This window comes from Microbacterium tenebrionis, from assembly GCF_903645325.1.
Taxonomy (GTDB): Bacteria; Actinomycetota; Actinomycetes; order Actinomycetales; family Microbacteriaceae; genus Microbacterium; species Microbacterium tenebrionis.
The window spans coordinates 477,246-498,288 of record NZ_CAHJXQ010000001.1 but is presented as its reverse complement, the minus strand read 5'-3'; the positions used below and the strand labels follow the sequence as shown (position 1 = coordinate 498,288).

The 21,043-nt window shown below is 66.3% G+C and carries 26 protein-coding genes and 2 pseudogenes; 10 read left to right on the top strand and 18 right to left on the bottom strand.

Going from position 1 to position 21,043, the window contains the following annotated elements:
* The first annotated feature begins 16 nt into the window (after positions 1-16).
* On the top strand, positions 17-625 hold the full coding sequence (locus tag HWX58_RS02540; protein WP_175985485.1) for a GNAT family N-acetyltransferase: 609 nt from the start codon (positions 17-19) through the stop codon (positions 623-625).
* 24 nt (positions 626-649) lie between these two features.
* On the opposite strand, the gene HWX58_RS02535 is transcribed toward HWX58_RS02540, so the two are convergent.
* From HWX58_RS02535 to HWX58_RS15335, 4 genes are all read right to left on the bottom strand, one after another.
* Complete coding sequence (locus tag HWX58_RS02535) at positions 650-1,579, bottom strand: aldo/keto reductase (RefSeq protein ID WP_175985484.1); 930 nt, start codon at positions 1,577-1,579, stop codon at positions 650-652.
* Positions 1,579-1,791, bottom strand: coding sequence for a hypothetical protein (locus tag HWX58_RS02530; RefSeq protein WP_175985483.1), 213 nt, complete (start codon positions 1,789-1,791; stop codon positions 1,579-1,581). The genes HWX58_RS02535 and HWX58_RS02530 overlap by 1 nt, the downstream gene beginning before the upstream one ends.
* Positions 1,792-1,848: 57 nt before the next feature.
* Entirely contained in the window at positions 1,849-2,145 is a 297-nt protein-coding gene (locus HWX58_RS02525) for a DUF7882 family protein (protein ID WP_175985482.1), read from the bottom strand.
* 108 nt (positions 2,146-2,253) lie between these two features.
* Positions 2,254-2,559, bottom strand: coding sequence for a CGNR zinc finger domain-containing protein (locus HWX58_RS15335; RefSeq protein ID WP_368356406.1), 306 nt, complete (start codon positions 2,557-2,559; stop codon positions 2,254-2,256).
* Between HWX58_RS15335 and HWX58_RS02515 the strand changes: the two are divergent.
* The 3 genes and pseudogenes from HWX58_RS02515 to HWX58_RS02505 all read left to right on the top strand — a co-directional run.
* Positions 2,462-2,959: pseudogene (locus HWX58_RS02515) on the top strand (type IV secretory system conjugative DNA transfer family protein); the annotation flags it as partial. The gene HWX58_RS15335 and the pseudogene HWX58_RS02515 overlap by 98 nt on opposite strands.
* Positions 2,960-3,318: 359 nt before the next feature.
* Positions 3,319-3,522, top strand: a complete 204-nt coding sequence (locus tag HWX58_RS02510; RefSeq protein ID WP_046746435.1) for a hypothetical protein — start codon at positions 3,319-3,321, stop codon at positions 3,520-3,522.
* A gap of 213 nt (positions 3,523-3,735) precedes the next feature.
* Positions 3,736-4,452, top strand: a complete 717-nt coding sequence (locus tag HWX58_RS02505) for a TetR/AcrR family transcriptional regulator C-terminal domain-containing protein (RefSeq protein ID WP_175985481.1) — start codon at positions 3,736-3,738, stop codon at positions 4,450-4,452.
* A 33-nt stretch (positions 4,453-4,485) separates the two neighbouring features.
* Here HWX58_RS02505 and HWX58_RS02500 read toward each other — a convergent pair whose 3' ends face one another.
* The 4 genes from HWX58_RS02500 to HWX58_RS02485 form a co-directional block, all read right to left on the bottom strand.
* Entirely contained in the window at positions 4,486-5,580 is a 1,095-nt protein-coding gene (locus HWX58_RS02500) for a YihY/virulence factor BrkB family protein (protein WP_175985480.1), read from the bottom strand.
* Between the two features lie 62 nt (positions 5,581-5,642).
* Positions 5,643-6,206 carry a DUF3618 domain-containing protein gene (locus HWX58_RS02495; protein ID WP_175985479.1) on the bottom strand — a complete coding sequence of 188 codons (564 nt, stop codon included), beginning with the start codon at positions 6,204-6,206 and terminating at the stop codon, positions 5,643-5,645.
* Entirely contained in the window at positions 6,203-6,616 is a 414-nt protein-coding gene (locus HWX58_RS02490; RefSeq protein WP_061015471.1) for a phage holin family protein, read from the bottom strand. The genes HWX58_RS02495 and HWX58_RS02490 overlap by 4 nt, the downstream gene beginning before the upstream one ends.
* Positions 6,594-7,301, bottom strand: coding sequence for an ATP synthase subunit B family protein (locus HWX58_RS02485; RefSeq protein WP_175985478.1), 708 nt, complete (start codon positions 7,299-7,301; stop codon positions 6,594-6,596). The genes HWX58_RS02490 and HWX58_RS02485 overlap by 23 nt, the downstream gene beginning before the upstream one ends.
* Before the next feature lie 215 nt (positions 7,302-7,516).
* Here HWX58_RS02485 and HWX58_RS02480 point away from each other — a divergent pair, with 215 nt between their 5' ends.
* Positions 7,517-7,915 carry a hypothetical protein gene (locus tag HWX58_RS02480; RefSeq protein ID WP_175984915.1) on the top strand — a complete coding sequence of 133 codons (399 nt, stop codon included), beginning with the start codon at positions 7,517-7,519 and terminating at the stop codon, positions 7,913-7,915.
* A 115-nt stretch (positions 7,916-8,030) separates the two neighbouring features.
* On the opposite strand, the gene HWX58_RS02475 is transcribed toward HWX58_RS02480, so the two are convergent.
* From HWX58_RS02475 to nrdH, 7 genes and pseudogenes are all read right to left on the bottom strand, one after another.
* Positions 8,031-8,168: a DNA-binding protein gene (locus HWX58_RS02475; protein ID WP_250646050.1), complete on the bottom strand. Its 138-nt coding sequence runs from the start codon at positions 8,166-8,168 to the stop codon at positions 8,031-8,033.
* 4 nt (positions 8,169-8,172) lie between these two features.
* Positions 8,173-8,760, bottom strand: a complete 588-nt coding sequence (locus HWX58_RS14965; protein ID WP_250646049.1) for a site-specific integrase — start codon at positions 8,758-8,760, stop codon at positions 8,173-8,175.
* A gap of 298 nt (positions 8,761-9,058) precedes the next feature.
* Positions 9,059-9,184, bottom strand: a pseudogene (locus HWX58_RS15545) (tyrosine-type recombinase/integrase); the annotation flags it as partial.
* Between the two features lie 362 nt (positions 9,185-9,546).
* Positions 9,547-10,524, bottom strand: a complete 978-nt coding sequence (nrdF, locus tag HWX58_RS02465; RefSeq protein WP_175985477.1) for a class 1b ribonucleoside-diphosphate reductase subunit beta — start codon at positions 10,522-10,524, stop codon at positions 9,547-9,549.
* 43 nt (positions 10,525-10,567) lie between these two features.
* Entirely contained in the window at positions 10,568-12,700 is a 2,133-nt protein-coding gene (gene nrdE / locus HWX58_RS02460) for a class 1b ribonucleoside-diphosphate reductase subunit alpha (protein WP_175985638.1), read from the bottom strand.
* Positions 12,701-12,708: 8 nt separating this feature from the next.
* Positions 12,709-13,158 carry a class Ib ribonucleoside-diphosphate reductase assembly flavoprotein NrdI gene (gene nrdI / locus HWX58_RS02455; protein ID WP_175985476.1) on the bottom strand — a complete coding sequence of 150 codons (450 nt, stop codon included), beginning with the start codon at positions 13,156-13,158 and terminating at the stop codon, positions 12,709-12,711.
* 11 nt (positions 13,159-13,169) lie between these two features.
* Positions 13,170-13,403 carry a glutaredoxin-like protein NrdH gene (gene nrdH / locus HWX58_RS02450; protein ID WP_120228032.1) on the bottom strand — a complete coding sequence of 78 codons (234 nt, stop codon included), beginning with the start codon at positions 13,401-13,403 and terminating at the stop codon, positions 13,170-13,172.
* Positions 13,404-13,770: 367 nt separating this feature from the next.
* Here nrdH and HWX58_RS02445 point away from each other — a divergent pair, with 367 nt between their 5' ends.
* From HWX58_RS02445 to HWX58_RS02430, 4 genes are read left to right on the top strand one after another with little or no spacing between them, the layout of a single operon-like run.
* Positions 13,771-14,985, top strand: a complete 1,215-nt coding sequence (locus tag HWX58_RS02445; RefSeq protein WP_175985475.1) for an MFS transporter — start codon at positions 13,771-13,773, stop codon at positions 14,983-14,985.
* Positions 14,982-15,242 (top strand): hypothetical protein, encoded by a 261-nt coding sequence (locus HWX58_RS02440; RefSeq protein ID WP_175985474.1) that lies wholly within the window; start codon positions 14,982-14,984, stop codon positions 15,240-15,242. Before HWX58_RS02445 ends, HWX58_RS02440 begins: the two co-directional genes overlap by 4 nt.
* A 23-nt stretch (positions 15,243-15,265) precedes the next feature.
* Entirely contained in the window at positions 15,266-16,021 is a 756-nt protein-coding gene (locus HWX58_RS02435) for an alpha/beta fold hydrolase (protein WP_175985473.1), read from the top strand.
* Positions 16,018-17,178, top strand: coding sequence for an acyl-CoA dehydrogenase family protein (locus HWX58_RS02430; RefSeq protein ID WP_175985472.1), 1,161 nt, complete (start codon positions 16,018-16,020; stop codon positions 17,176-17,178). The genes HWX58_RS02435 and HWX58_RS02430 overlap by 4 nt, the downstream gene beginning before the upstream one ends.
* A 51-nt stretch (positions 17,179-17,229) precedes the next feature.
* Here HWX58_RS02430 and HWX58_RS02425 read toward each other — a convergent pair whose 3' ends face one another.
* Entirely contained in the window at positions 17,230-17,502 is a 273-nt protein-coding gene (locus tag HWX58_RS02425; RefSeq protein ID WP_175985471.1) for a metal-sensitive transcriptional regulator, read from the bottom strand.
* A 159-nt stretch (positions 17,503-17,661) separates the two neighbouring features.
* Between HWX58_RS02425 and HWX58_RS02420 the strand changes: the two genes are divergently transcribed.
* Positions 17,662-18,939 (top strand): DUF445 domain-containing protein, encoded by a 1,278-nt coding sequence (locus HWX58_RS02420; RefSeq protein ID WP_175985470.1) that lies wholly within the window; start codon positions 17,662-17,664, stop codon positions 18,937-18,939.
* A 1-nt stretch (position 18,940) separates the two neighbouring features.
* Here the strand turns inward: HWX58_RS02420 and HWX58_RS02415 are convergent, their stop codons facing one another.
* Entirely contained in the window at positions 18,941-19,849 is a 909-nt protein-coding gene (locus tag HWX58_RS02415; RefSeq protein WP_175985469.1) for an arginase family protein, read from the bottom strand.
* A complete protein-coding gene (gene hutI, locus HWX58_RS02410) occupies positions 19,846-21,036 on the bottom strand; it encodes an imidazolonepropionase (RefSeq protein ID WP_175985468.1) in 1,191 nt (396 codons plus the stop codon). Before hutI ends, HWX58_RS02415 begins: the two co-directional genes overlap by 4 nt.
* Positions 21,037-21,043: the final 7 nt, after the last annotated feature.

The following is a 21,043-nucleotide window of genomic DNA, read 5'->3' as shown; positions in this document are numbered from 1 at the left end:
CTGATTGAATGAGCAGGTGCCGTTTCTGACTTCCCCCTCGCCCGTCGTCCTCACCGGTGCTCTCGTCGAGCTGCGCCCGCTGGACCGCTCGCACGCCGATGGCCTCAGGGATGCCGTGAGCGAGGGCGACCTGTGGCAGACGGCCTGGTACACCTCGGTGCCCGCCCCGGACGGCGTCGCGGATGAGATCGAGCGACGCCTCGCCCTGAGCGATGCCGGCGAAATGGTGCCGTTCACGGCGTTCGACGCCGCGGGGCGTGTGATCGGGATGACGTCGTACTACGACCTCGACGCATCCGTGCCCCGGCTCCACATCGGGTACACGTGGAATCGTCCGTCGGCCCACGGCACGGGGACGAACGCCGAGTCGAAGCTGCTGCTCATGCGGCACGCGTTCGAGACGCTCGGCGTGTACCGGGTGGGCTTGACGACGCAGTGGGTGAACTTCCAGTCGCGCGCGGCGATCGAGCGACTCGGCGCCAAGCAGGACGGCGTCATGCGGGCGATCTCGCGGTACCGGAACGGCGCCCTGCGCGACAGCGTCGAGTACTCCGTCATCGAGCCGGAGTGGCCCGCGGTCAGGGCGAACCTCGAAGCGCGGCTCGCGAAGCGCCGCTCGAGGTGACGCTGCGCGTGCGGGGACGCGTGCTCAGGGCAGCAGATGCCCTGCGGCCCGGAACAGCTCGTACCACTCCGCGCGGGTGAGGACGATGTCGGCACCGGCCGCGGCATCCGCGACGCGCTGCGGGCTAGTGGTGCCGAGCACGACCTGCATGTTCGCCGGATGACGTGTGATCCACGCCGTCGCGATGCCGATCGGCGTCACGCCGTACTGGGCGGCCAGCCGATCGATGACCGCGTTGAGGTCCGGGTAGTCGGGGTTGCCGAGGAAGACGACGCTGAAGAAACCGGCCTGGAACGGCGACCACGCCTGCAGGGTGATGCCGTTGATGCGGCAGTACTCGACGATGCCTCCGCCGTCGCGGACGATGCTCTGCTCTTCGCCGAGCATGTTCATCGCGATCGGCTGCGTGATGATCGGAGCGTGCGTGATCGACAGCTGCACCTGGTTGGCGATGAGCGGCTGCCGCACGGCCGTCCGCAGCAGGTCGATCTGACGCGGCGTGTGATTGGAGACGCCGAAGGCGCGCACCTTGCCCGACGATTCGAGCTCGTCGAATGCACGTGCGACCTCATCGGGTTCGACGAGCGCGTCCGGCCGGTGCAGCAGCAGCACGTCGAGGTAGTCGGTGCCGAGCGCCCGCAGGGACCCGTCGACCTGCGCGACGATGTGCTCGTAGGAGAAGTCGAACATGCCCGCATCCGGCACGATGCCGCACTTCGACTGCAGGGTGATCTCGGCCCGCTCAGACGAGCTGAGTTTCAGCGCATCGCCGAACCTCTGCTCGCAGGCGTGCATGGCACCGCCGTAGATGTCGGCGTGGTCGAAGAAGTCGATCCCGGCGTCACGTGCGGTGCGATACAGCTCGCTGATCTGCACGTCATCCTTGTCGGAGATGCGCATCATCCCCGCGATGACCGCAGGTACCGTCGTGGGTCCGAAGGGAACGGACTTCATCAGTTGGCGGCCGGGCCGCCGTCCCAGTTGTTCGAGCGACGGGTGGCACCGCTCTTACCCTCGCGCATCATCCACGCCATCGACAGGCAGACCAGGGCGAGGCCGGCGCAGAACGTGAGCGCCTGGAAGTCCATCGGCACGCCGTGCGAGATGCCCATCACCCAGATCCCGCCGACGAACATGACCAAGAAGATGATGAAGCTGAGAATCACGGCTGCCTCCTGTTGTGAATGCTCACTCCAGGATAGTCGGCGGACCGGCCGTCCTGTTCACGAGAGCTGGTCGAGCACGAGCTCCCCGCGGGCACTGAGGTTCTCCATCATCGCTTCGACGCGCTTCGAATCGATCATCGGCATCGTCGAGCCGTCGAAGGAGAGGATCAACGGGATGCTCGGATTCATCCAGATCGTCATCCGCCCTCCATCGCCTTCTCCTTCGGGCAGCCAGGTCATCATGAAGCTCTCGTGGCGACGGAGCTTCGTCCCGATGACGATCTTCAGGTGGGCGAGAGTGTCGTCGTCGACCTTGATCGGCGGGCGGGAGCTGTTGTATTCGAGGGTTCCCATGGTGTGCAGACTACTCGGCCGACTGCTCTTCAGCAGTCCCGGTTCTGGCCGCGACCCGCGAAACGGGTCGGCGCGTGACCGGGTGGATCGGCGCCGGGGAGGCCTCCGCTAACCGGCAGCAGGCGTCGGCCTTCTCCCGGCGGTCCTGCGGCTGTATGCCGCCGCCGCCCGAGCGCGTGTGCCGCACCCGGGTGAGCACCAATGCCGGCGGGGTCGGTCCTGGAGGAAGAAGAGCGGGCAGTTGGGGCCGGTGCACGCGCGCAACTGCGCGGCGCGGACGCCGGAGAACAGTTCGGTCGCGTCGGATGCGATCGCCGCCAGTGCGATCGACGGCCGCGACGCGCGCGCCCTGTACCAGTGGGCGCTGTCACCGACTGCGGCGATGGATGCGGTGCGGATCCTGCAAGGCTCCATCCAGGCTGCGGAAGGGTGGGCCGACTCGCTGGAGTCGATGGTCACCTCGGATCCACGGACGAGGGACTCCATCTGGCAGGGCGTGGGCCTGGCGTTCCAGTCGCTCGCCGACCCGCGCGTGATGGAGGCCGTCACCCCTACAGCCGGGGACGAGTTCGACCCGGAGAGCTTCATCGCCAAGCGCGGCACGCTGTACCTCCTCGCGACCGGCTCGGGCGCATCCTCTTCGGCGCCGCTCGTGGCGGCGTTCATCGAGGATCTGGTCGAGGTCGCCCGCCGCATGGCTGTCCGCTCGCCAGGTGCCAGGCTCGACCCGCCGATCTGCATGATGCTCGACGAGATCGGCAACTTGGCACCTTTGCCGTCGTTGCCCGTGCTCATGGCGGAGGGAGGTGGCACTGCTCCCCCTCCACTCCACCCCGGACCCGAGACCCGATAATCCACTCCTCATCGAAGAGGGCGAGGCTGGTATGGACCTCACTTCCGGGCACCCGAGGAGGGCTGTGACGGCGGAACGGGGGACCTCCAAAGAGAACTCGCAGATTCGGCGCGCGAGCTCGACACATGCTCTGTGGACATCGTCCCTGACGCGAGAGCTGTCGATCGCTCCGCGATCGGCACCACGGCGATGACCTGCTCCCGCGGGTCTGATCGCCGCCGAACGCCCGGGCAGAGTCACTTCCCGCTGTGTGCGACCGGGTGTTCGCAGGAGGTACTCTAGCCGTCTCCCGAAACAGGAAAAAGAGAAAGCAGAGGGCCATGACCAACGACAGCAATGCGTCACGCTTCGAGAACTCCGATACCGATGCTCCGACCAACGATTCCGAGGGAACGGTCAAGCCCGGGGGTCTGGGCGAAGACAACACCATCCCCGCGAACCCCGACGGGGTAGCCGCAGGCCTGTCCGACTCGCCTTCGCACTTCAACCCAGAAGAAGACGAAGCCGCCAACGGAGAAAACTGACCTGCAGGCTCTCGCGTCCGGCCAAACACTCTTCGATCCGCGAAGCAAGCTCTGCGCGTCTCATGATCGGGATCGCTCGGTGGGTACAGGACCGCACCGAGGGCAGGTAACCCTGCTTACGTTGTAAGCAGGGTTACCGTGGCATATATCGGTCGGTCCGATCTGCACCCGCAGGGGCGGTGCGTTCCTGACCGTTGGGAGGGATGACGCGTCATGTCGAGAGAATCTAGCCGGGAGCCCCGAGGGTCAGCGGCCGGGCGCCTAAGTCGCGAACTCATCATCGAGACCGCCCTAGGCCAGATCGATCGCGCCGGGGCACAGGGCCTCTCTATGCGCTCCCTTGCTCAGGAACTGGGTGTGGAAGCGATGTCTCTTTACCGGTACGTGCACGGGCGTGAGGATCTGCTCGAGGGTGTGATCGCTCTGCTCCTCGGACAATTGACATCGAACCTGGACGACGAGTTGGCGGAGCACTGGCAGGGCTTCCTGCAGGATGTCGCCCATAAGGTACGTCAGATCGCGATCGATCATCCTCAGGCATTTCCGTTAGTGGCGACCCGGCATCCCGCGGCGCCCTGGCTACGACCCCCGCTACGCAGCGTCGAGGTCGTGAACACGTTCCTCAGCACCCTGCTGGGGCACGGGTTCACGGACGCGCAAGCGGTCGATGCGTACCGTGCCTTTAGCAGCTTCCTGCTCGGTCAACTCTTGCTGGAATCCGCGGTTCGGGGAGCTGAGACCGGCCCGGTGGAAGAACCGCTCGACGAAGGAAACGCGGATATACCCGAGCGTGACGGGAGCATCGGCTTGGATGACGCTCCGGAGGTCCGTCGGCTACGGGCTCTTCTGAGCGAGGACCATTCCGACGAAGAATTCGAAGTATCGCTGGAAGTACTCCTCGACCGTTTCGCCGGGGAGCTGTCCCAGTAGCTGCGGCGTGAGCGCCCCGAGCGAGGCCGTCCGTCAGTGTTCTCTGGCAGGACCGGGGGTGGTCGCGTCCTTGGCTGTGTCGTCGGGGTCGGCATTCTGTCGGATCTCTCGGCCCTTCTCGATGTCCTGCCGCTCCTCCTCGGCGGCCTTGTCTCTCTTGCGGGTGTCGCGCGGAGGTAGCTGGATGTCCTCCTCGGCGGCGATGCCCGCCTGCAGCTGGCGACCTCGCTCGAGCTCAGCATCGAACTCCGCGCCGAACAGCAGCGCGAGGTTCGCGATCCACAGCCAGAGCAAGAAGATGATGACGCCCGCAAGGGATCCATAGGTGCGGTCGTAGTTCGAGAAGTTTCCGACGTAGAACCCGAAGGCTGCGGTAGCGAGAGCGAGCACGATGATCGCTAGCAGGGCGCCCATGCTGATCCACCGGAATTTCGGCTGCTTCGCGTTCGGGGTGGCGTAGTAGAGGATCGCGACGACCAACACCACGATGAACACCAGCAACGGCCACTTGGCGATGGACCAAACCGTCTGGGGCACGTCGCCTATGCCGAGTGCGTCGCCGATCGCCTTGGTGACCGGGCCGGAGACGACAAGAATGATCGCGGCGATCACGAGCAGCACGATCGTGATCACGGTGACCAGCAGCTGGACGGGCTTCAGCTTCCAGAACGGGCGGCCCTCCTCGATCTCGTAGATCCGGTTCATCGCACGGCTGAACGCGCCCACGTAGCCGGATGCCGACCAGATGGCCAGCACGATGCCGGTGATGAGAGCGAAACCGGCACCCGGAGACTCGGCGATCTGCTCGATCGGCCCGCGGATCGTGTCGACCGTGTCGCCGGGAGCGACCTGCTCGATGATTCCCAGCACCGCGTCGCTGGCGGCTTTTCCCTGCCCGACGACACCCAGTAGAGAGAAGATCGCAATCAGGCCCGGGAAGAGCGACAGCACCGCGTAGTACGTCAGCGACGCGGCGATGTCCGTGCACTGGTCCGAGGAAAACTCACGGATCGTCTTCCGCAGTACGTATTTCCAGGACCTCTTGTGAAGATCGTCCGGGGAATCTGGCTTTCCTGACGCTTCCGGGTCCGGGGCGTTGCGCGGGGTGGCGGGGGCTTTGCTGCTCATCGCGAGCTCCTTCGTAAAGGGGCGGGCCCGTCGTTTGACGGGCCCGCCCGATTCCTGCGGGTTCAGCTGTCGGAGATGTTCTCGCGCGCCTGCTGAGCCTGGTGCTTCACGTCGCCGACCGCGACCTGGGCTTCGTCCTTGACGGTGGCGACTGAGTCCTGCGCCGACGCCTTCACGGATTCGACCGACGCCTGCAGAGGCTCCTTCAGATGCTCGCCGACTTCCTTCGCGGCATCGGTGACCTCGTCAACCAGCGGCTGCGCCTGCTCCTTCACGGTTGCAGCGAGATCTTTCTCCTTCGATGACGCGGGGATCAGCGAGGCGACGAGCAGGCCGGCGCCGAAGGCGATCAGACCGACGGCGAGCGGGTTCCCTTCCGCCTTCGCGACCGCGCGGTCTTTCAGATCTCCCGCATGAGAGCCCGCATCCGATAGCGACGAGCCAGCGTCATCCGCCGCGCCCATCACGCGCTCACGGACGGAGGTAAATGCGCCCCGGACCTTGTCGACCTGCCGGTCCACGATCTTCGACGGGGAGACCTTATCGGCCAGGGCGTCCACGTCCATGCCGAGGTCTTGGCGGGTCCGCTCAATGTCGGCGCGGATCTCATCGGGTGAATCGCTCATCGGTTCTCCTCATTTCTCTTCAACGTTTCGGGGATCTCTTTCAGGGTGTCCACGGTCTGTGGGACGCCCTTCACTTGCTTGATCTGGCTGCGGCCGACCAGGAACAGAATCAGGGCAATGAGGGCCCACAGGACCGCGACGACAACGCCGGACCAGCCGCCGCCCATCAGCGTGCCCAGAGCCCACCACAGCGCGACGGACAGGAAGAACACCGCCATCAGTGCGCCGTAGCCGGCAGCACCCATCAGTCCCGCACCCTTGGCGGACTTCGTGGCCGAGTCCTTCAACTCTGCTTTAGCGAGTGCGACCTCTTGGCGCATCAGCGTCGAAATGTCACGGGACACTTCTCCGAGCAGATCTCCGATCGACGTCGATGCGGCCTTCGCTTCAGACGGTGTCGGGTCGGTCATAGCCGTCCTCCCCCACAATGTCCGGGCGGCTTGCCTCCGCCTGCGAGTAGAGCGGTGCGCCAACGCCCGCGCCGTTCACCACGGGAACGGACACGGACGGGTCAGGGTACACCTGGCGAGGTGCCGGCGCGGGAGCGGGCACGGGTGCAGCGTCCTTGTCGTCGGAGGCATTCGCGGTGAGGGCGCGGGTGAGGCGCCCCACAACGATGCCGCCGATCGCGGCGGCGAGGATGAACGTGCCAGGCTTGCGACGTGCGTACCGCTTGACCTCCGCAAGCACAGCACCAGGGTCCCGGTCACCGAGCCAGGTTGCGGCAGCAGACAAACGCCCGGAGACCTGCTGGACTAGATCGCTCGCGACGCCACTACCTTCCGAGTTGGTGGCCATGGAGCCGAGTTCATCGCTGACAGAGCGAAGACCACCGGCGAGGCGCTGTTGCTGAGTGCTCGCCTGCTCCGACAGCTCCCGCTGGGTCTGCGCGTACAGATCCTTCGCCTGCGTCTTCGCCTCCCCCACGACGGTCGCAGCCTCATCCTTGGCAGTGCCAAGAACGTCCTTCGCCTGAGTCGCCGCCGTGTCTTTCAGGTCGGCGGCCTCCTGCTTGGCAGCATCCACCTTGCCCGAAGAACCGGCGGCGTGGACGTCCGAGCCGCTCGGGCTGGTCGTCTCATAGTTGTCCGACATTTGTGCTCCTCTCGCGGACCGACCGAACCGATCGGTGGAACCCGTTCTAGACCATCTCTCCCGACTGCGTCAGGACCCTTGTTTCCAGCAGACTTACGGTGTATTCAGGTCGGTCATAGAAGAGCCTTACTTTGTAAGTCTGCATACAGTACGCGCCCCGATCCCCAGAGGCAACCACGTCCTGTGCTCGTTCGGTGCGCGCCTACTTTCGCCGTATGAACAGCAACGATTCCCAACAGCCCCGGGAACCCGGCGCACCCGTCTACGACAAGGACTCCTCTCACGCGGCCGTCCCCGTCGATGCGAATCACACGCTCCGCACCGATGTCCACGAGCGTGAGAAGGCAGAATTCGGCGGTTTCAAATTCGGATCCGCGTTCTTCGGATGGCTGACCGCGATGGGCACCACAGTGCTCCTGACCGCCCTGGTCGCCGCGATCGGTGCCGCTGTCGGACTCGGCAACGGCACCACCCCGGAGGAGGCCGCCGACGCCGCGGCGGAGACCATCGAGGATTGCTCCAATGAGGGCGACCACGGTCGCGCCGAGGGCGGTGAGGATGCCGGTGAGAGTAGCTGTCTCGGGGGTGATGGGGATGCGCGGGAAGCTCTGTAGGTTGGCGAGGATGTCCCACTGGGAACCGGCTATCGTGGTGATGATGGCGAGGATGAATGCGATCCGCCCCGGGGCACATCATGTTGTCTCGCCGAACACTCGAGTGTTGTAGCGGTCACCCCGCCGTCGGGATCTTCGAGACGAGACTCCGCCGCAGCTCGTCCGGGTCGGCGCGGATGAGTCGTCCGACCCGGTATTCCCGGACGGTGCCGTCGGAGATTCGACGCCGGATCGTCTTGACCGAGACACCCAAGCTCTCAGCCGCGATCGCCAGCCCTGACGCTCGCTGGAACGACCGGCGCTTTGGCTTCGGCGGTGACGTTGTCAGCCAGGTGTTGCTTGAGTCGAGCGGTCATGAGCTTTGGGATGGTGAGCGACCGTTTGCCGGCATCGCTCCTGGTGTCGGTGTAGTCACCAGTGTTGGCGTTCAGCTGACGACGCACATGCAAGGTTGCGCTGCCGTCATCGTGCCTCTCGATGTCGCGTCGTTGGAGTCCGAGGCACTCCCCGCGACGCAGCTGGCACCAGGCGGCAAGCGGCAAGCGGCAAGCGGCAAGCGGCACCATGATCGCCCACTGCCCGGGAACCGCCCTGTAGAGCGCTTCGACCTGCCTGGGCGCCACGACATCCTCACCTTCGTCGTGGTCAGAATCGTGACGCACCGACTCCTGACGCGGAATGGAGACGCTCGGTGCCGCCGGGATGATCCCGTCACGGGCCGCTTGGCGCGAAATCATCATGAGCACGATCAGCACCGGCCGCGTGATCCCGTTGAATTTCGACTTTGGATTCAATGGCGCAGGGATCCGGTCGAGTCGCTGCGTCATCACTCGGGTGCGGTTCACGTCGATCTCCCTCACCGGAGTGTCGCCGAACTCCGGAATGAGGTAACCGCTGACCTTGCTTCTGATACGAGCGGACGGTTGCGATTGCCCGAATCTTGCCGCTGCGATTGCGCTCTGTCTTGATCATCTGCACCCATCGCTCCGAGTACTCCTCGAACCCCATCGACCGCGCTTTCTGAGCAGGGGCTTCGGCGCGATTCTGTGCCGCTACGGCCGCTGGCGGGTTCCACTGGCCGAGCGAGATCTTCGCGTGCACGGCGGCAAGCCATGTCCGCGCGTCCGTCTTGGTGAGGAACGTCAGCGCTTCGTCACCCTCGGTCCGAGCCGTGTACGTCTCTCCGTCGGGTCCGGGATAGCGCGCTTGCCAGCGGCCAGAGGGGAGCTTGCGCAGGCTACCCCATGACTCTCGCTTCGATGCACTCATCGTGCCCTCCCGTGGACTCGGACGAACGAGCGTGGACGGTCGCGCCACTCCGTGCCACTCGACGCCCATGAGACCCAGGATCCGCATATTTCCGCAGATCTGAGGAATTCCGTAGGTCACCTGTGGCACGAAGTGGCACGCCCCCAGCCGCTCGCCAACCCGAAATTTCGGGTGCCGGACTCTCTCGTCTCCATGAGGGAGGTGTGCTCGTGCCACCGGCGTGCCCCACCGAACGGATATTTCTGGTCATGTCTGTCCTCCTCTGTCATTTCGAAGAGGGCACGAAAGAGGCCCGAACCCGCGAGATTTCGCGGATCCGGGCCTCTGACCAGCTGTTTCGCTGGCACCTCAGAGAGAAGCTCCTAGAAGTCCCAGTCCTCGTCCTCGGTGGCCTCGGCCTTGCCGATCACGTAGGAGGAGCCCGAGCCAGAGAAGAAGTCGTGGTTCTCGTCGGCGTTCGGCGACAGGGCCGAGAGGATAGCCGGGTTCACGTTCGTCACGGTCGACGGGAACATCGCCTCATATCCGAGGTTCATCAGCGCCTTGTTGGCGTTGTAGTGCAGGAACTTCTTGACGTCCTCGGTGAGACCGACGCCGTCGTAGAGATCCTGCGTGTACTGAACCTCGTTCTCGTAGAGCTCGAAGAGCAGGTTGAAGGTGTAGTCCTTCAGCTCGTCGCGGCGCTCCTGGGTCTCCTTCTCGAGTCCCTTCTGGAACTTGTAGCCGATGTAGTAGCCGTGCACGGCCTCGTCGCGGATGATGAGGCGGATGAGGTCGGCGGTGTTCGTCAGCTTCGCCTTCGACGACCAGTAGATCGGCAGGTAGAAGCCCGAGTAGAAGAGGAACGACTCGAGCAGCGTGGATGCGACCTTGCGCTTGAGCGGGTCGTCGCCCTGGTAGTAGTCCATGATGATCTGCGCCTTCTTCTGAAGGTTCGGATTCTCCGTGGACCACCGGAACGCCTCGTCGATCTCCTTCGTCGACGCGAGGGTCGAGAAGATCGACGAGTAGCTCTTGGCGTGCACCGACTCCATGAACGCGATGTTCGTGTACACCGCCTCTTCATGCGGCGTGATCGCGTCGGGGATCAGCGAGACGGCGCCGACCGTGCCCTGGATCGTGTCGAGCAGCGTCAAGCCGGTGAACACGCGCATCGTGAGCAGCTGCTCCTCGGGGGTGAGCGTGTTCCACGACTGGACGTCGTTCGACAGCGGCACCTTCTCGGGCAGCCAGAAGTTGTTCACCAGACGGTTCCAGACCTCGAGGTCCTTGTCGTCGACGATGCGGTTCCAGTTGATCGCCTGCACGTGCTCGACCAGCTTGAGCGATTCGGGGGTCATCTCTTCTTTTCTCTCTCCGTGACCAGAACTGTATTCACATGCCTCAGAGCATGCAGCTGACGCACTCGCTCATGTCCGTGCCCTCGAGGGCGAGCTGACGCAGGCGGATGTAGTAGATCGTCTTGATGCCCTTGCGCCATGCGTAGATCTGCGCCTTGTTGATGTCGCGCGTGGTGGCGGTGTCCTTGAAGAACAGCGTCAGCGACAGGCCCTGGTCGACGTGCTGCGTGGCCGCGGCGTACGTGTCGATGACCTTCTCGTAGCCGATCTCGTAGGCGTCCTGGTAGTACTCCAGGTTCTCGTTCGTCATGAACGGCGCCGGGTAGTAGACGCGACCGAGCTTGCCCTCCTTGCGGATCTCGATCTTCGACGCGATCGGGTGGATCGACGACGTCGAGTTGTTGATGTACGAGATCGAGCCGGTCGGCGGGACGGCCTGCAGGTTCTGGTTGTAGATGCCGTGCTTCTGGATGCTGTCCTTGAGCTCGGCCCAGTCGGCCTGCGTGGGGATGCTGTGACCGGCGAAGAGCTCCTTGACCTTCTCCGTCGTGGGAACCCATGCCTGGTCGATGTACTTGTCGAAGAACTCGCCCGACGCGTACGTCGAGTCCTCGAAGCCGTCGAAGGCGACGCCGCGCTCGATCGAGAGCTTGTTCGAGGCGCGCAGCGCGTGGTACAGCACCGTGTAGAAGTAGATGTTCGTGAAGTCGAGCCCCTCTTCGGAGCCGTAGTGCACGTGCTCGCGGGCGAGGTAGCCGTGCAGGTTCATCTGCCCGAGGCCGATCGCGTGCGATCGGTCGTTGCCGTCCTCGATCGAGCGCACCGACGAGATGTGGCTCTGGTTGCTGACCGCGGTGAGGCCGCGGATCGCGGTCTCGACGGTCGCGCCGAGGTCTGCCCCGTCCATCGCGAGCGCGATGTTCATCGAGCCGAGATTGCAGGAGATGTCCTTGCCGATCTGGTCGTACGACAGATCGTCGTTGTACGTGGTCGGCGTGTTCACCTGCAGGATCTCGCTGCAGAGGTTCGACATGTTGATCCGACCCTTGATCGGGTTGGCCTTGTTCACCGTGTCCTCGAACATGATGTACGGGTAGCCCGACTCGAACTGGATCTCGGCGATGGTCTGGAAGAACTCGCGCGCGTTGATCTTGGTCTTCTTGATCCGCGGGTCGTCGACCATCTCGCGGTACTTCTCGGTGACCGAGATGTCGCCGAACGGCACGCCGTAGACCTTCTCGACGTCGTACGGCGAGAAGAGGTACATGTCTTCGCCGTTCTTGGCGAGCTCGAACGTGATGTCGGGCACGACGACGCCGAGCGACAGCGTCTTGATGCGGATCTTCTCGTCGGCGTTCTCGCGCTTGGTGTCGAGGAAGCGCATGATGTCGGGGTGGTGCGCGTTGAGGTACACCGCACCCGCGCCCTGACGGGCGCCGAGCTGGTTGGCGTAGCTGAAGCTGTCTTCGAGAAGCTTCATGACCGGGATGATGCCGCTGGACTGGTTCTCGATCTGCTTGATCGGCGCACCGGACTCGCGGATGTTCGACAGCAGCAGCGCCACGCCGCCGCCGCGCTTGCTCAGCTGCAGCGACGAGTTGATGCCGCGCGAGATCGACTCCATGTTGTCCTCGATGCGCAGCAGGAAGCAGCTGACGAGCTCGCCGCGCTGCGCCTTGCCCGCGTTGAGGAAGGTCGGGGTGGCCGGCTGGAAGCGGCCGGAGATGATCTCCTCGACGAGGTCGATGGCGATCTGCTCGTCGCCGTCGGCGAGGCCGAGCGCGGTCATGACGACGCGGTCCTCGAAGCGCTCGAGGTAGCGCTTGCCGTCGAAGGTCTTCAGCGTGTAGCTCGTGTAGTACTTGAAGGCGCCGAGGAAGGTCTCGAAGCGGAACTTCTTCGAGTAGGCCAGGTCGTTGAGCTTCTGGATGAACTCCAGCGAGTACTTCGCGATGAGCTCGCCCTCGTAGTACTCCTTCTCGACGAGGTAGTCGAGGCGCTCCTTGAGGGAGTGGAAGAACACGGTGTTCTGGTTGACGTGCTGCAGGAAGTACTCCCGCGCCGCGCGCTTGTCGGCGTCGAACTGGATCTGGCCGTTCGCGTCGTAGAGGTTGAGCATCGCGTTGAGCGCGTGATAGTCGAGCCCCTCGTACGCGGGGTTGACCTTGAACGCCATCTGCTCGGTCACTGCCTGCTCGTCAACTGCGATGTCCACCATCGATCCAATCCGTCGCTCACGCGATCAACGTCGTCCTGTGTGCCGAATACTTCGAGCCGGTACAAGTGCGGCACGTGACACTTGCGGCTGATGATGTCGCCGGCGAGGCAGAACGCATCGCCGAAGTTGGTGTTGCCTGCGGAGATCACTCCGCGCAGGAGTCCCCGGTTGTGCTCGTCGTTGAGGAACCGGATCACCTGCTTGGGCACAGCGCCCTTCTCCTCGCCCCTGCCCTGGCCGCCGCCGTACGTGGGGGTGACGAGGACGAAGGGTTCGTCGATGATCAGCGGCTCATCCGCGCGATGAAGCGGGATGCGACGAGCCGGCAGGCCGAGCTTCTCGATGAACCTGGCGGTGTTGCCCGAGGTGCTGGAGAAGTAGACCAGGAGCGGCGCCCGGGTGGCCACCGCAGTCATGATCGGATCCCTTACGCCAGACGGGCTGCGAGCTCGTCGATCTTGTCGGGACGGAAGCCCGACCAGTGACCCTCGTCGGTGACGACGACGGGTGCCTGCATGTAGCCGAGCGCCTTGACCTGCTCGAGCGCTGCGGCGTCCTCGGAGAGGTCGTGGATCTCGTACTCGATGCCCTTCGCGTCGAGCGCGCGGTAAGTCGCATTGCACTGCACGCACGAAGGCTTGGTGTAGACCGTGATCGACATGTTCTTTCCCCTCAGATCCAAGTTTTCCGACAGACCCCCGTCGGGATCTCAATACTACATATAGGGACGGACGTTAGGAGTGACCACAAGGGATAGTAGTTACATCCGTGTAGTTTTCCACCGTTCTCCACTGGTTACAACACAGGTTGTCCACCGTTTCATCCACAGTCCCGAGGTCGATTCCGAGCCTCGAGAAGCGCGTGATCCCGCGGTTCTCAGGAGCCGTACAGAAATCCATCCACAGACCGGACGCTACGCCGGGGTTCGGACAATCGAATTCCTGTGGAAAGCGCCGCGCGGCGTGTCGCGGCGTGTCGTGATGCCGACGTGCGTGCGCGGGGCGTTCACCGCCCAGTAGCGTTGTCCCGTGGCGGGATATCGGGACCTTCTTCGCACCCCTGGCGTCGGGCGCATGATCGCTTCTCAGCTGACGGCGCGCTTCCCCAGCGGGATGACCTCCCTTGCCGTGCTCCTGCATGTCGAGCAGCAGACCGGGTCGTACGGCGCTGCCGGACTCGTCCTCGCGGCCACCTCGATCGGTCAGGCCGTCGCGGGCCCGGTGACCAGCCGCTGGATGGGCGTGTGGGGCATGCGACGCGTCATCTCCCTGACGGCCGTGGTGTGCACCCTCGCCGTCCTCGGTCTCGCCCTGCTGCCCCTGAACGTGCCGGGCTACATGGCGCTCGGCATGCTCGCGGGCCTGTCCCCCCCGCCGATCCAGTCCGCCGTGCGCACGATCTATCCCAAGCTCGTCAACTCCTCGCAGCTGACCCCTCTGTTCTCCCTGGATGCCTCCCTGCAGGAGATCATCTGGATCCTCGCCCCGGTCGTCATCACCCTCGTCTCGACCCAGGTCGGCACCACGGAGGGCCTCCTCCTCGTCGCGATCATCCTCGTGCTCGGCTGCGGCTGGTTCATCGCCGCTCCCGAACTCGGGAGGGTCCGCATCCCGCGCAGCAGGCGAAGCCTCGGCAAGGTGCTGCTCAAGCCGCCGGTGATGCTGGCGACCGTGATCGGCTTCCTCCTCATCGGCGCATGCTCGGCCGTCGAGGTCGGCGTCGTGGCGACCTTCGACCACGGCAGCCTGGAAGCCGGCCTCGTGCTGGCCGTCTTCTCCGTGGGCAGCCTCGTCGGCGGCCTCTCGTTCGGTCACATCCCCATCGGCCCGTGGGCGATGGCCCGTCGCCTCATCCTCGTGACGGCCGGCCTCGCCCTGACCATGGTGATGCTGAACATCTTCTGGCTCGGCGGCGCCCTCTTCATCGCCGGTCTCGGCATCGCTCCGGCCCTGGCCGTGCTCTTCGCCATCACGACGGCGAGCGTGAAGTTCAGCGAGACGGCCGAGGCGTTCGGCTGGGCGGGCACCGGGCAGCTGATCGGCGCCGCGGCCGGCTCCGCGATCGCCGGCTTCCTCGTCGACGGCACCGGCGGAGCGCAGGGCGCCTACCTCGCCGCGGCGCTGTTCGCCATCGTCGGTGTCATCGTGTCCGCCGCGTTCGTCCGGTTCCTGCCGGATCTGCGCCATCGCGATCCCAGCCCGTTCCCCGACACCGAACCTGTGACGACGATCTCACCCGCATGACTGCATCCGCTGACGCCTCCGCCACCCCCGACATCATCTGCATCGGCGAGACGACGGCCCTCGTGACGCCGACGGACGGTCGGCTCGCGGACGCGCATCAGGCGACCATCAGCCTCGCCGGCGCCGAGTCCAACGTCGCCGAAGGATTCCTCGCCGCCACGCTCGAGGACCGACCCATGGCGGAGCCCCTGCAGGCCGGCCACGACGCCGCAGCGCGGGTGCTGCGCATCGCCGCGGACATGCTGCCCATCGACTGATCCGGTACTCCTAGGCTGATCCTGTGAGCGTTGTGACCCTGCCCCGGCTGTCATGGGGCGACCCGGCATCTCCGAAGACCGCCCTCCTCGTGCACGGGCTCGGCTCGTCCGGCGCCCTGATGTGGCGGTTGGGAACAGCCCTCGCGGACGCCGGCTGGCACGCCGTCGCCGTCGACCTCCGCGGGCACGGAGACGCTCCGCGTGCGCTGGACTACACAGTCGCCGCCTACGCGCGGGATCTATCAGCCACGCGGCCCGCCCGCGGCGGAGCATGGGATGCCGTCATCGGGCACTCCCTGGGCGGAGCATCCAGCACAGCGGCCGCGGCATCGGACCCGGAGTGGACGAAGCGCCTCGTCCTCATCGACCCGGCCATCCTCGTCGACGGCCGCGATGCGACGATCGTCCGCCGCAGCCAGGAGCGCGCGTTCGCGGACAACCGCATCGAGATCGTGCAGACGGAGCATCCGCACTGGCATCCGCAGGATCACGAGTTGAAGATCGATGCGGTCGCCCGCGGCAGTCGCTGGGCCGTCGAGCAGACCAGCGCGCAGAACCAGCCGTGGGATGTGCGGGCGAATGCCGCCCGCCTGACGGTTCCGACGCACATCATCGGCGCCGACCCCGAGGTGTACAGCCTGTTCACGGGCGAGGTCGCCGCCGAGGTGCTCGCCGCCAACGCGAACATCTCGATGTCTGTGGTGTCCGGCGCCGGGCACTCCCCGCACCGAGACAAGCCGGACGACACCGTCCGCCACCTGCTGGAGGCACTGTCATGAGTTTCGACCCGGCCGTCCACCTTCCCGACGACCTGCTCGAGCGCATCCGCGAGCGCGCGCCGATCCACGACAGGGAGAACACGTTCCCCCAGCAGGATCTCGACGAGCTCCGGGATGCCGGTTACCTGAGCATCCTCGTCCCGACCGAGCGCGGCGGCGCCGGGCTCGGACTCGAGCAGGCGGCGATCCTGCAGCAGCGGCTGGCGACGGCATCCCCCGCCACGGCCCTGTGCATCAACATGCACCTCGTCTGGACCGGCGTCGCGAAGGTGTTCAGCGACCGGGGCGTGCCGGGGCTCGAGTTCGTGCAGGACGGCGCCGCCGCCGGCGAGGTGTTCGCCTTCGGGATCAGCGAGGGCGGCAACGACCTCGTGCTGTTCGGCAGCGACACCTCGGCGGTGCCGGCGGAGGACGGCTCGTACGCGTTCACGGGGACGACGATCTTCACGTCGCTCGCGCCGGTGTGGACGATGCTCGGACTGCACGGGCTCGACACGACCTCGTCAGACGCACCCAAGCTCGTCTTCGCGTTCATCGACCGCACGGATGCCGTCGAGACGAGCGACGACTGGGACACCCTCGGCATGCGCGCGACGCAGAGCCGCACGACCCGATTGAAGGGCGCCGTCGCCGCACCGGAGCACGTCGTGCGGCGCATCGACCCCGGCCCCTCCCCCGACCCGATCGTTTTCGGCATATTCAGCGTGTTCGAGCTGCTGCTCGCCTCGGTCTACACCGGCATCGCCCGCCGCGCCATCGACCTCGCGGTTCAGACCGTGCAGAAGCGCACATCGAAGAAGACCGGCCTGGCGTACAGCCAGGATCCCGACATCCGCTGGCGCATCGCCGACATGAGCCTGGCGTACGACGCCCTGCCGCCGCAGATCGCAGCCCTCGCACGCGATGTCGATTCACTCGGCGACCACGGAGCGCGGTGGTTCACGCTGCTGGCGGGGACGAAGCACCGCGCGGTCGTGATGGCCAAGCACGTCGTGGATCAGGCGATCCTCACGGCGGGCGGCGGATCGTACTTCTCCTCGAACGAGCTCTCGCAGCTGTACCGCGACGTGCTGGCGGGCATGTTCCATCCGTCGGACCCGGAGTCGGCGCACTCCACCGCGGCGAGCGCGCTGCTCGGGCCGATCGACGGCCCCTGACGCTTCGACAGGTGGTCCCTGAGCCTGTCGAAGGGCTCAGCGGTCGAGTGACTACTTGCGGTCGAAGTCGAACGCCTTCAGCAGTTCGTCCACGGCCCGATCGCGCTCGTGGCCGCCCTGCTCGAACATGTGCGTGACATGCGTGCGCAGGTGGTTCTCCAGCAGCAGGCGGTTCAGTGACTCCAGGGACTTCTGGATGGCGCGGGACTGCGTGATGATGTCCATGCAGTACTCCTCGCCCTCGATCATGCGGGCGACGCCGCGCAGCTGACCCTCCAGGATGCTGGTGCGGTGCAGCGCGCGCTTCTTGATGTCTTCGATCACGAGACGAGGCTACCCCGCACCGAACCCTCGAACACACGCAGGGGGACCGTACGGATGCAGGGTGACACGCCGCCGGATGCCCCGACATTCGTTCAACGGCCCTGCGGGTGTACCGCGGTGACGACGTCCTCAGCGCACCCCGCGTGCGAGGATGACAGCATGCCGCGCACTCCGATGGCTCTGCTCTCCCCCGCCGACCAGGAGCGCCTGCGCGCCCTGCGCCTGATGAAGGGCATCGCGCTGGGCGCGCTGATCTTCATGGCGATCGTCTTCGTCATCGCGTTCTGGCTGCAGGAGCGGCATCCGTGGCTGGGGTACGTCCGCGCCGCGGCCGAGGGCGGCATGGTCGGGGCGCTCGCGGACTGGTTCGCCGTCACAGCCCTGTTCCGCCGCCCGCTCGGGCTGCCGATCCCGCACACCGCGATCATCCCGAACCGCAAGGACGAGATCGGGCGCACGCTCGGCGAATTCGTCGAGACGAACTTCCTGGCCGCCGACGTCGTGCGCACGAAACTCGCTTCTACGGCGATCGCGCTGCGTGCCGGCGAGTGGCTGAAGCAGCCCGCCCACGCCGAACGGGTGGCCGCAGAGGGGTCTGCGATCGCCACGGGTGTTCTGAACGCACTGAGCGACGACGACGTCCGCGATCTCATCACCGACCTCGCTCGCGAGCACCTCGTGCAGCCGGAGTGGGGGCCGCCGGCAGGCAACTGGCTCGAGAAGATCGTCGAATCCGACGCCCACCGCGGCGCGATCGATCTCGCCGCCGATAGCATCAGCACGTGGCTCATCGCCAACGAGGATGCGTTCCACGGGCTCGTCTCCCGACGTCTGCCGGGTTGGGTGCCGAAACTCGCGCACCGGTTCGTCGACGACACCGTCTATCACGAGGCCGTGAAGTTCGTCGACGCCGTTCGGGCCGACCCGCGGCATCCGGCCCGCATCGCGATCGACGGCTACCTCGCCCGCCTCGCTGACAACCTGCAGAACGATCCCGTCACACGCCGCAAGCTCGAGAACGCCAAGGCGTCGCTGTTCGACAGCCCCCGCGTCGGGGCCCTGGCCGCCGAGGCCTGGAACACCGCGAAGAACGGACTGATCCGATCGCTCGGCGACCCCGAGAGCAGCCTGCGGGTGCGGGCGGTGCAGGCGATCGAAGAGGTCGGCGAGCGGCTGGCGACCGATGCCGCGCTGCAGCGCCGAGTGGACACCTGGGTATCCGAGGCCGCCGTCTTCCTCGTCGACCGCTACCGGCACGACATCGCGTCGATCATCACCGACACGGTCGAGCGGTGGGACCCGGCCGAGACCACCGAGAAGATCGAGCTCATGGTCGGCCGCGATCTGCAGTACATCCGACTGAACGGCACCGTCGTCGGCGCCCTGGCGGGACTGGCGATCTTCTCGATCGCGCACGCGCTGATCCCCGGCGTCTGAGTCATCGGCGCGCGGCGAGGCCCGCCAGCATCTCGAGCACGCAGAGCGCCGCGAGTCGCACGGTGCGCGCGTCGTCGGTGTCGGCGGTGGCGTCCACTTCGGCGAGATCGGCGCTCACGATGCTCGGATCGGTGACGAGACCGCGCACGAGCGACCGCATCTCCCAGGCCGCGAATCCCCCTGGCACGCTCGCCGGGCAGCCGGGAGCCACGGATCGGTCGGCCGCGTCGACGTCGACGTCGAGGTGGATGCGAGGTGCGTCGCCGCCGCCCGCGATCTCGAGCGCCTCGGCGCAGACGTCCGGGATGCCGCGGCGACGCACCTCGTCGATCGTGATGACCCGGATGCCCCAGTCTGCGGCACGTTGCGCGTAGGACGCGGAGTTCGCGAAGTCGCCGATGCCGATCTGGACGATCCGGCGCGGGTCGATGCGTTCCGACGCGGGCGCGTCCTCCACGAGCCTGCGCACCGGCGAGCCGTTGGACACCCCATCACGCAGATCGAAATGGGCGTCGATCGTGATGAGGCCGGTCGCCGCCGCGCCGCGAGCCACCGGATAGGTGAGCGAGTTATCGCCCCCGAGGGCGATGACGAGGTCGCTCGCACCCGCGATCTCGGCCACGCGCGCGACCGCCCGGGCGATGCCGTCCTCGTCGTCGGGCTCGGCGATGTCACCGGCATCCGCGATGCGCAGAGCGTCGTTCAGATCGAGCGCCGGCGGCCCCATCAGGGCGGCGCTGTACCGCGGGAGCGCCGCGCGGATCGCGGCGGGCGTCGCGTGCGCGCCGGTCGGCGAGAGCGATGTGCGCCACGTCGGAACCCCCAGAAGTACGGCATCCGCCCGCTCCGCCGCGTCGAACGCGGGCCATCCGCCCGCCCGCGGCCACTTGTCATCGACCGGCAGCGTCATGCTGCACCTCCGCGCTCGGCGGAGCCTGCGACGAGCGCCCCGTCCTTCCAGACCGTGCTCACCAGCGGCACACCGGGCCGGTACGACAGGTGCACGTGGCTCGGCGCGTCCAGCAGCACGAGGTCGGCGCGGGCGCCGGCAGCGATCACGCCGATGTCGTCGCGACGCAGTGCAGCCGCTCCCCCGGCGGTGGCCGCCCACAGCGCCTCGGCGGGCGTCATGCCCATGTCGCGCACGGCGACCGCGATGCAGAACGGCATGGACGAGGTGAAGCTCGACCCGGGGTTCGTGTCGCACGCGAGCGCGACGGTCACGCCGGCATCGATGAGTCGCCGGGCGTCGGGGTACGGCTGTCGTGTGGAGAATTCGACGCCGGGCAACAGGGTGAGCACGGTGTCGGATGCCGCGAGCGCGGCCACGTCGCCATCGGTGAGATAGGTGCCGTGATCGACGGATGCCGCGCCGAGCTCGATCGCCATCCGCACGCCGTCGCCGGGGCCGAGCTGGCTCGCGTGCACGCGCGGTGCAAGGCCACGGGCGATGCCGGCTTCGAGCACGCGGCGCGACTGCTCGACGGTGAACGCGCCCATCTCGCAGAACACGTCGATCCATTTCGCATGCGGAGCGCAGGCATCCAGCATCGGCCCGGTGACGAGATCGACGTAGCCGTCCGGGTCGTCGGCGTACTCGGCGGGCACGACATGCGCCCCGAGGAATGTGACCTCGTCGGTCGCCTCTGCGGCCAGGCGCACCAGGCGCTCCTCGGTCTCGACATCCAGGCCGTACCCGCTCTTGATCTCCACGGTCGTCGTGCCCTGCGCATGCATCTCGGCGATGAATCCGCGCAGTCGCGCGCGCAGCTCTTCGTCGGACGCGGCCCTGGTGGCGGCGACGGTCGAACGGATGCCGCCCGCGGCATACTTCTCCCCGGCCATCCGCGCCTCGAACTCCGCGGCACGGTCGCCGCCGAACACGATGTGACTGTGGCTGTCAACGAAGCCCGGGATCATCGCGCGTCCCGCGGCGTCGACGATCTCGTCGGCAACCGGCGCGTCTGCGGCAGCGCCCACCCATGCGATCCGTTCGTCCTCGACGAGGACAGCGGCGTCACGGATGATCCCGGCACCGCCGTCGATCTGCATCGTGCAGGTGCTCAGCTCGCCGATGTTCGTGATCAGGGTGCGCATGGTCTCA

Excerpts from the sequence above, each read along its gene's own strand:
- HWX58_RS02535 (WP_175985484.1), bottom strand. The coding sequence starts at position 1,579 with ATGAAGTCCGTTCCCTTCGGACCCACGACGGTACCTGCGGTCATCGCG.
- HWX58_RS02525 (WP_175985482.1), bottom strand. The coding sequence starts at position 2,145 with ATGGGAACCCTCGAATACAACAGCTCCCGCCCGCCGATCAAGGTCGAC.
- HWX58_RS15335 (WP_368356406.1), bottom strand. The coding sequence starts at position 2,559 with ATGGAGCCTTGCAGGATCCGCACCGCATCCATCGCCGCAGTCGGTGAC.
- HWX58_RS02510 (WP_046746435.1), top strand. The coding sequence starts at position 3,319 with ATGACCAACGACAGCAATGCGTCACGCTTCGAGAACTCCGATACCGAT.
- HWX58_RS02505 (WP_175985481.1), top strand. The coding sequence starts at position 3,736 with ATGTCGAGAGAATCTAGCCGGGAGCCCCGAGGGTCAGCGGCCGGGCGC.
- HWX58_RS02500 (WP_175985480.1), bottom strand. The coding sequence starts at position 5,580 with ATGAGCAGCAAAGCCCCCGCCACCCCGCGCAACGCCCCGGACCCGGAA.
- HWX58_RS02495 (WP_175985479.1), bottom strand. The coding sequence starts at position 6,206 with ATGAGCGATTCACCCGATGAGATCCGCGCCGACATTGAGCGGACCCGC.
- HWX58_RS02490 (WP_061015471.1), bottom strand. The coding sequence starts at position 6,616 with ATGACCGACCCGACACCGTCTGAAGCGAAGGCCGCATCGACGTCGATC.
- HWX58_RS02485 (WP_175985478.1), bottom strand. The coding sequence starts at position 7,301 with ATGTCGGACAACTATGAGACGACCAGCCCGAGCGGCTCGGACGTCCAC.
- HWX58_RS02480 (WP_175984915.1), top strand. The coding sequence starts at position 7,517 with ATGAACAGCAACGATTCCCAACAGCCCCGGGAACCCGGCGCACCCGTC.
- nrdF (WP_175985477.1), bottom strand. The coding sequence starts at position 10,524 with ATGACCCCCGAATCGCTCAAGCTGGTCGAGCACGTGCAGGCGATCAAC.
- nrdE (WP_175985638.1), bottom strand. The coding sequence starts at position 12,700 with ATGGCGTTCAAGGTCAACCCCGCGTACGAGGGGCTCGACTATCACGCG.
- nrdI (WP_175985476.1), bottom strand. The coding sequence starts at position 13,158 with ATGACTGCGGTGGCCACCCGGGCGCCGCTCCTGGTCTACTTCTCCAGC.
- nrdH (WP_120228032.1), bottom strand. The coding sequence starts at position 13,403 with ATGTCGATCACGGTCTACACCAAGCCTTCGTGCGTGCAGTGCAATGCG.
- HWX58_RS02440 (WP_175985474.1), top strand. The coding sequence starts at position 14,982 with ATGACTGCATCCGCTGACGCCTCCGCCACCCCCGACATCATCTGCATC.
- HWX58_RS02430 (WP_175985472.1), top strand. The coding sequence starts at position 16,018 with ATGAGTTTCGACCCGGCCGTCCACCTTCCCGACGACCTGCTCGAGCGC.
- HWX58_RS02420 (WP_175985470.1), top strand. The coding sequence starts at position 17,662 with ATGCCGCGCACTCCGATGGCTCTGCTCTCCCCCGCCGACCAGGAGCGC.
- HWX58_RS02415 (WP_175985469.1), bottom strand. The coding sequence starts at position 19,849 with ATGACGCTGCCGGTCGATGACAAGTGGCCGCGGGCGGGCGGATGGCCC.
- hutI (WP_175985468.1), bottom strand. The coding sequence starts at position 21,036 with ATGCGCACCCTGATCACGAACATCGGCGAGCTGAGCACCTGCACGATG.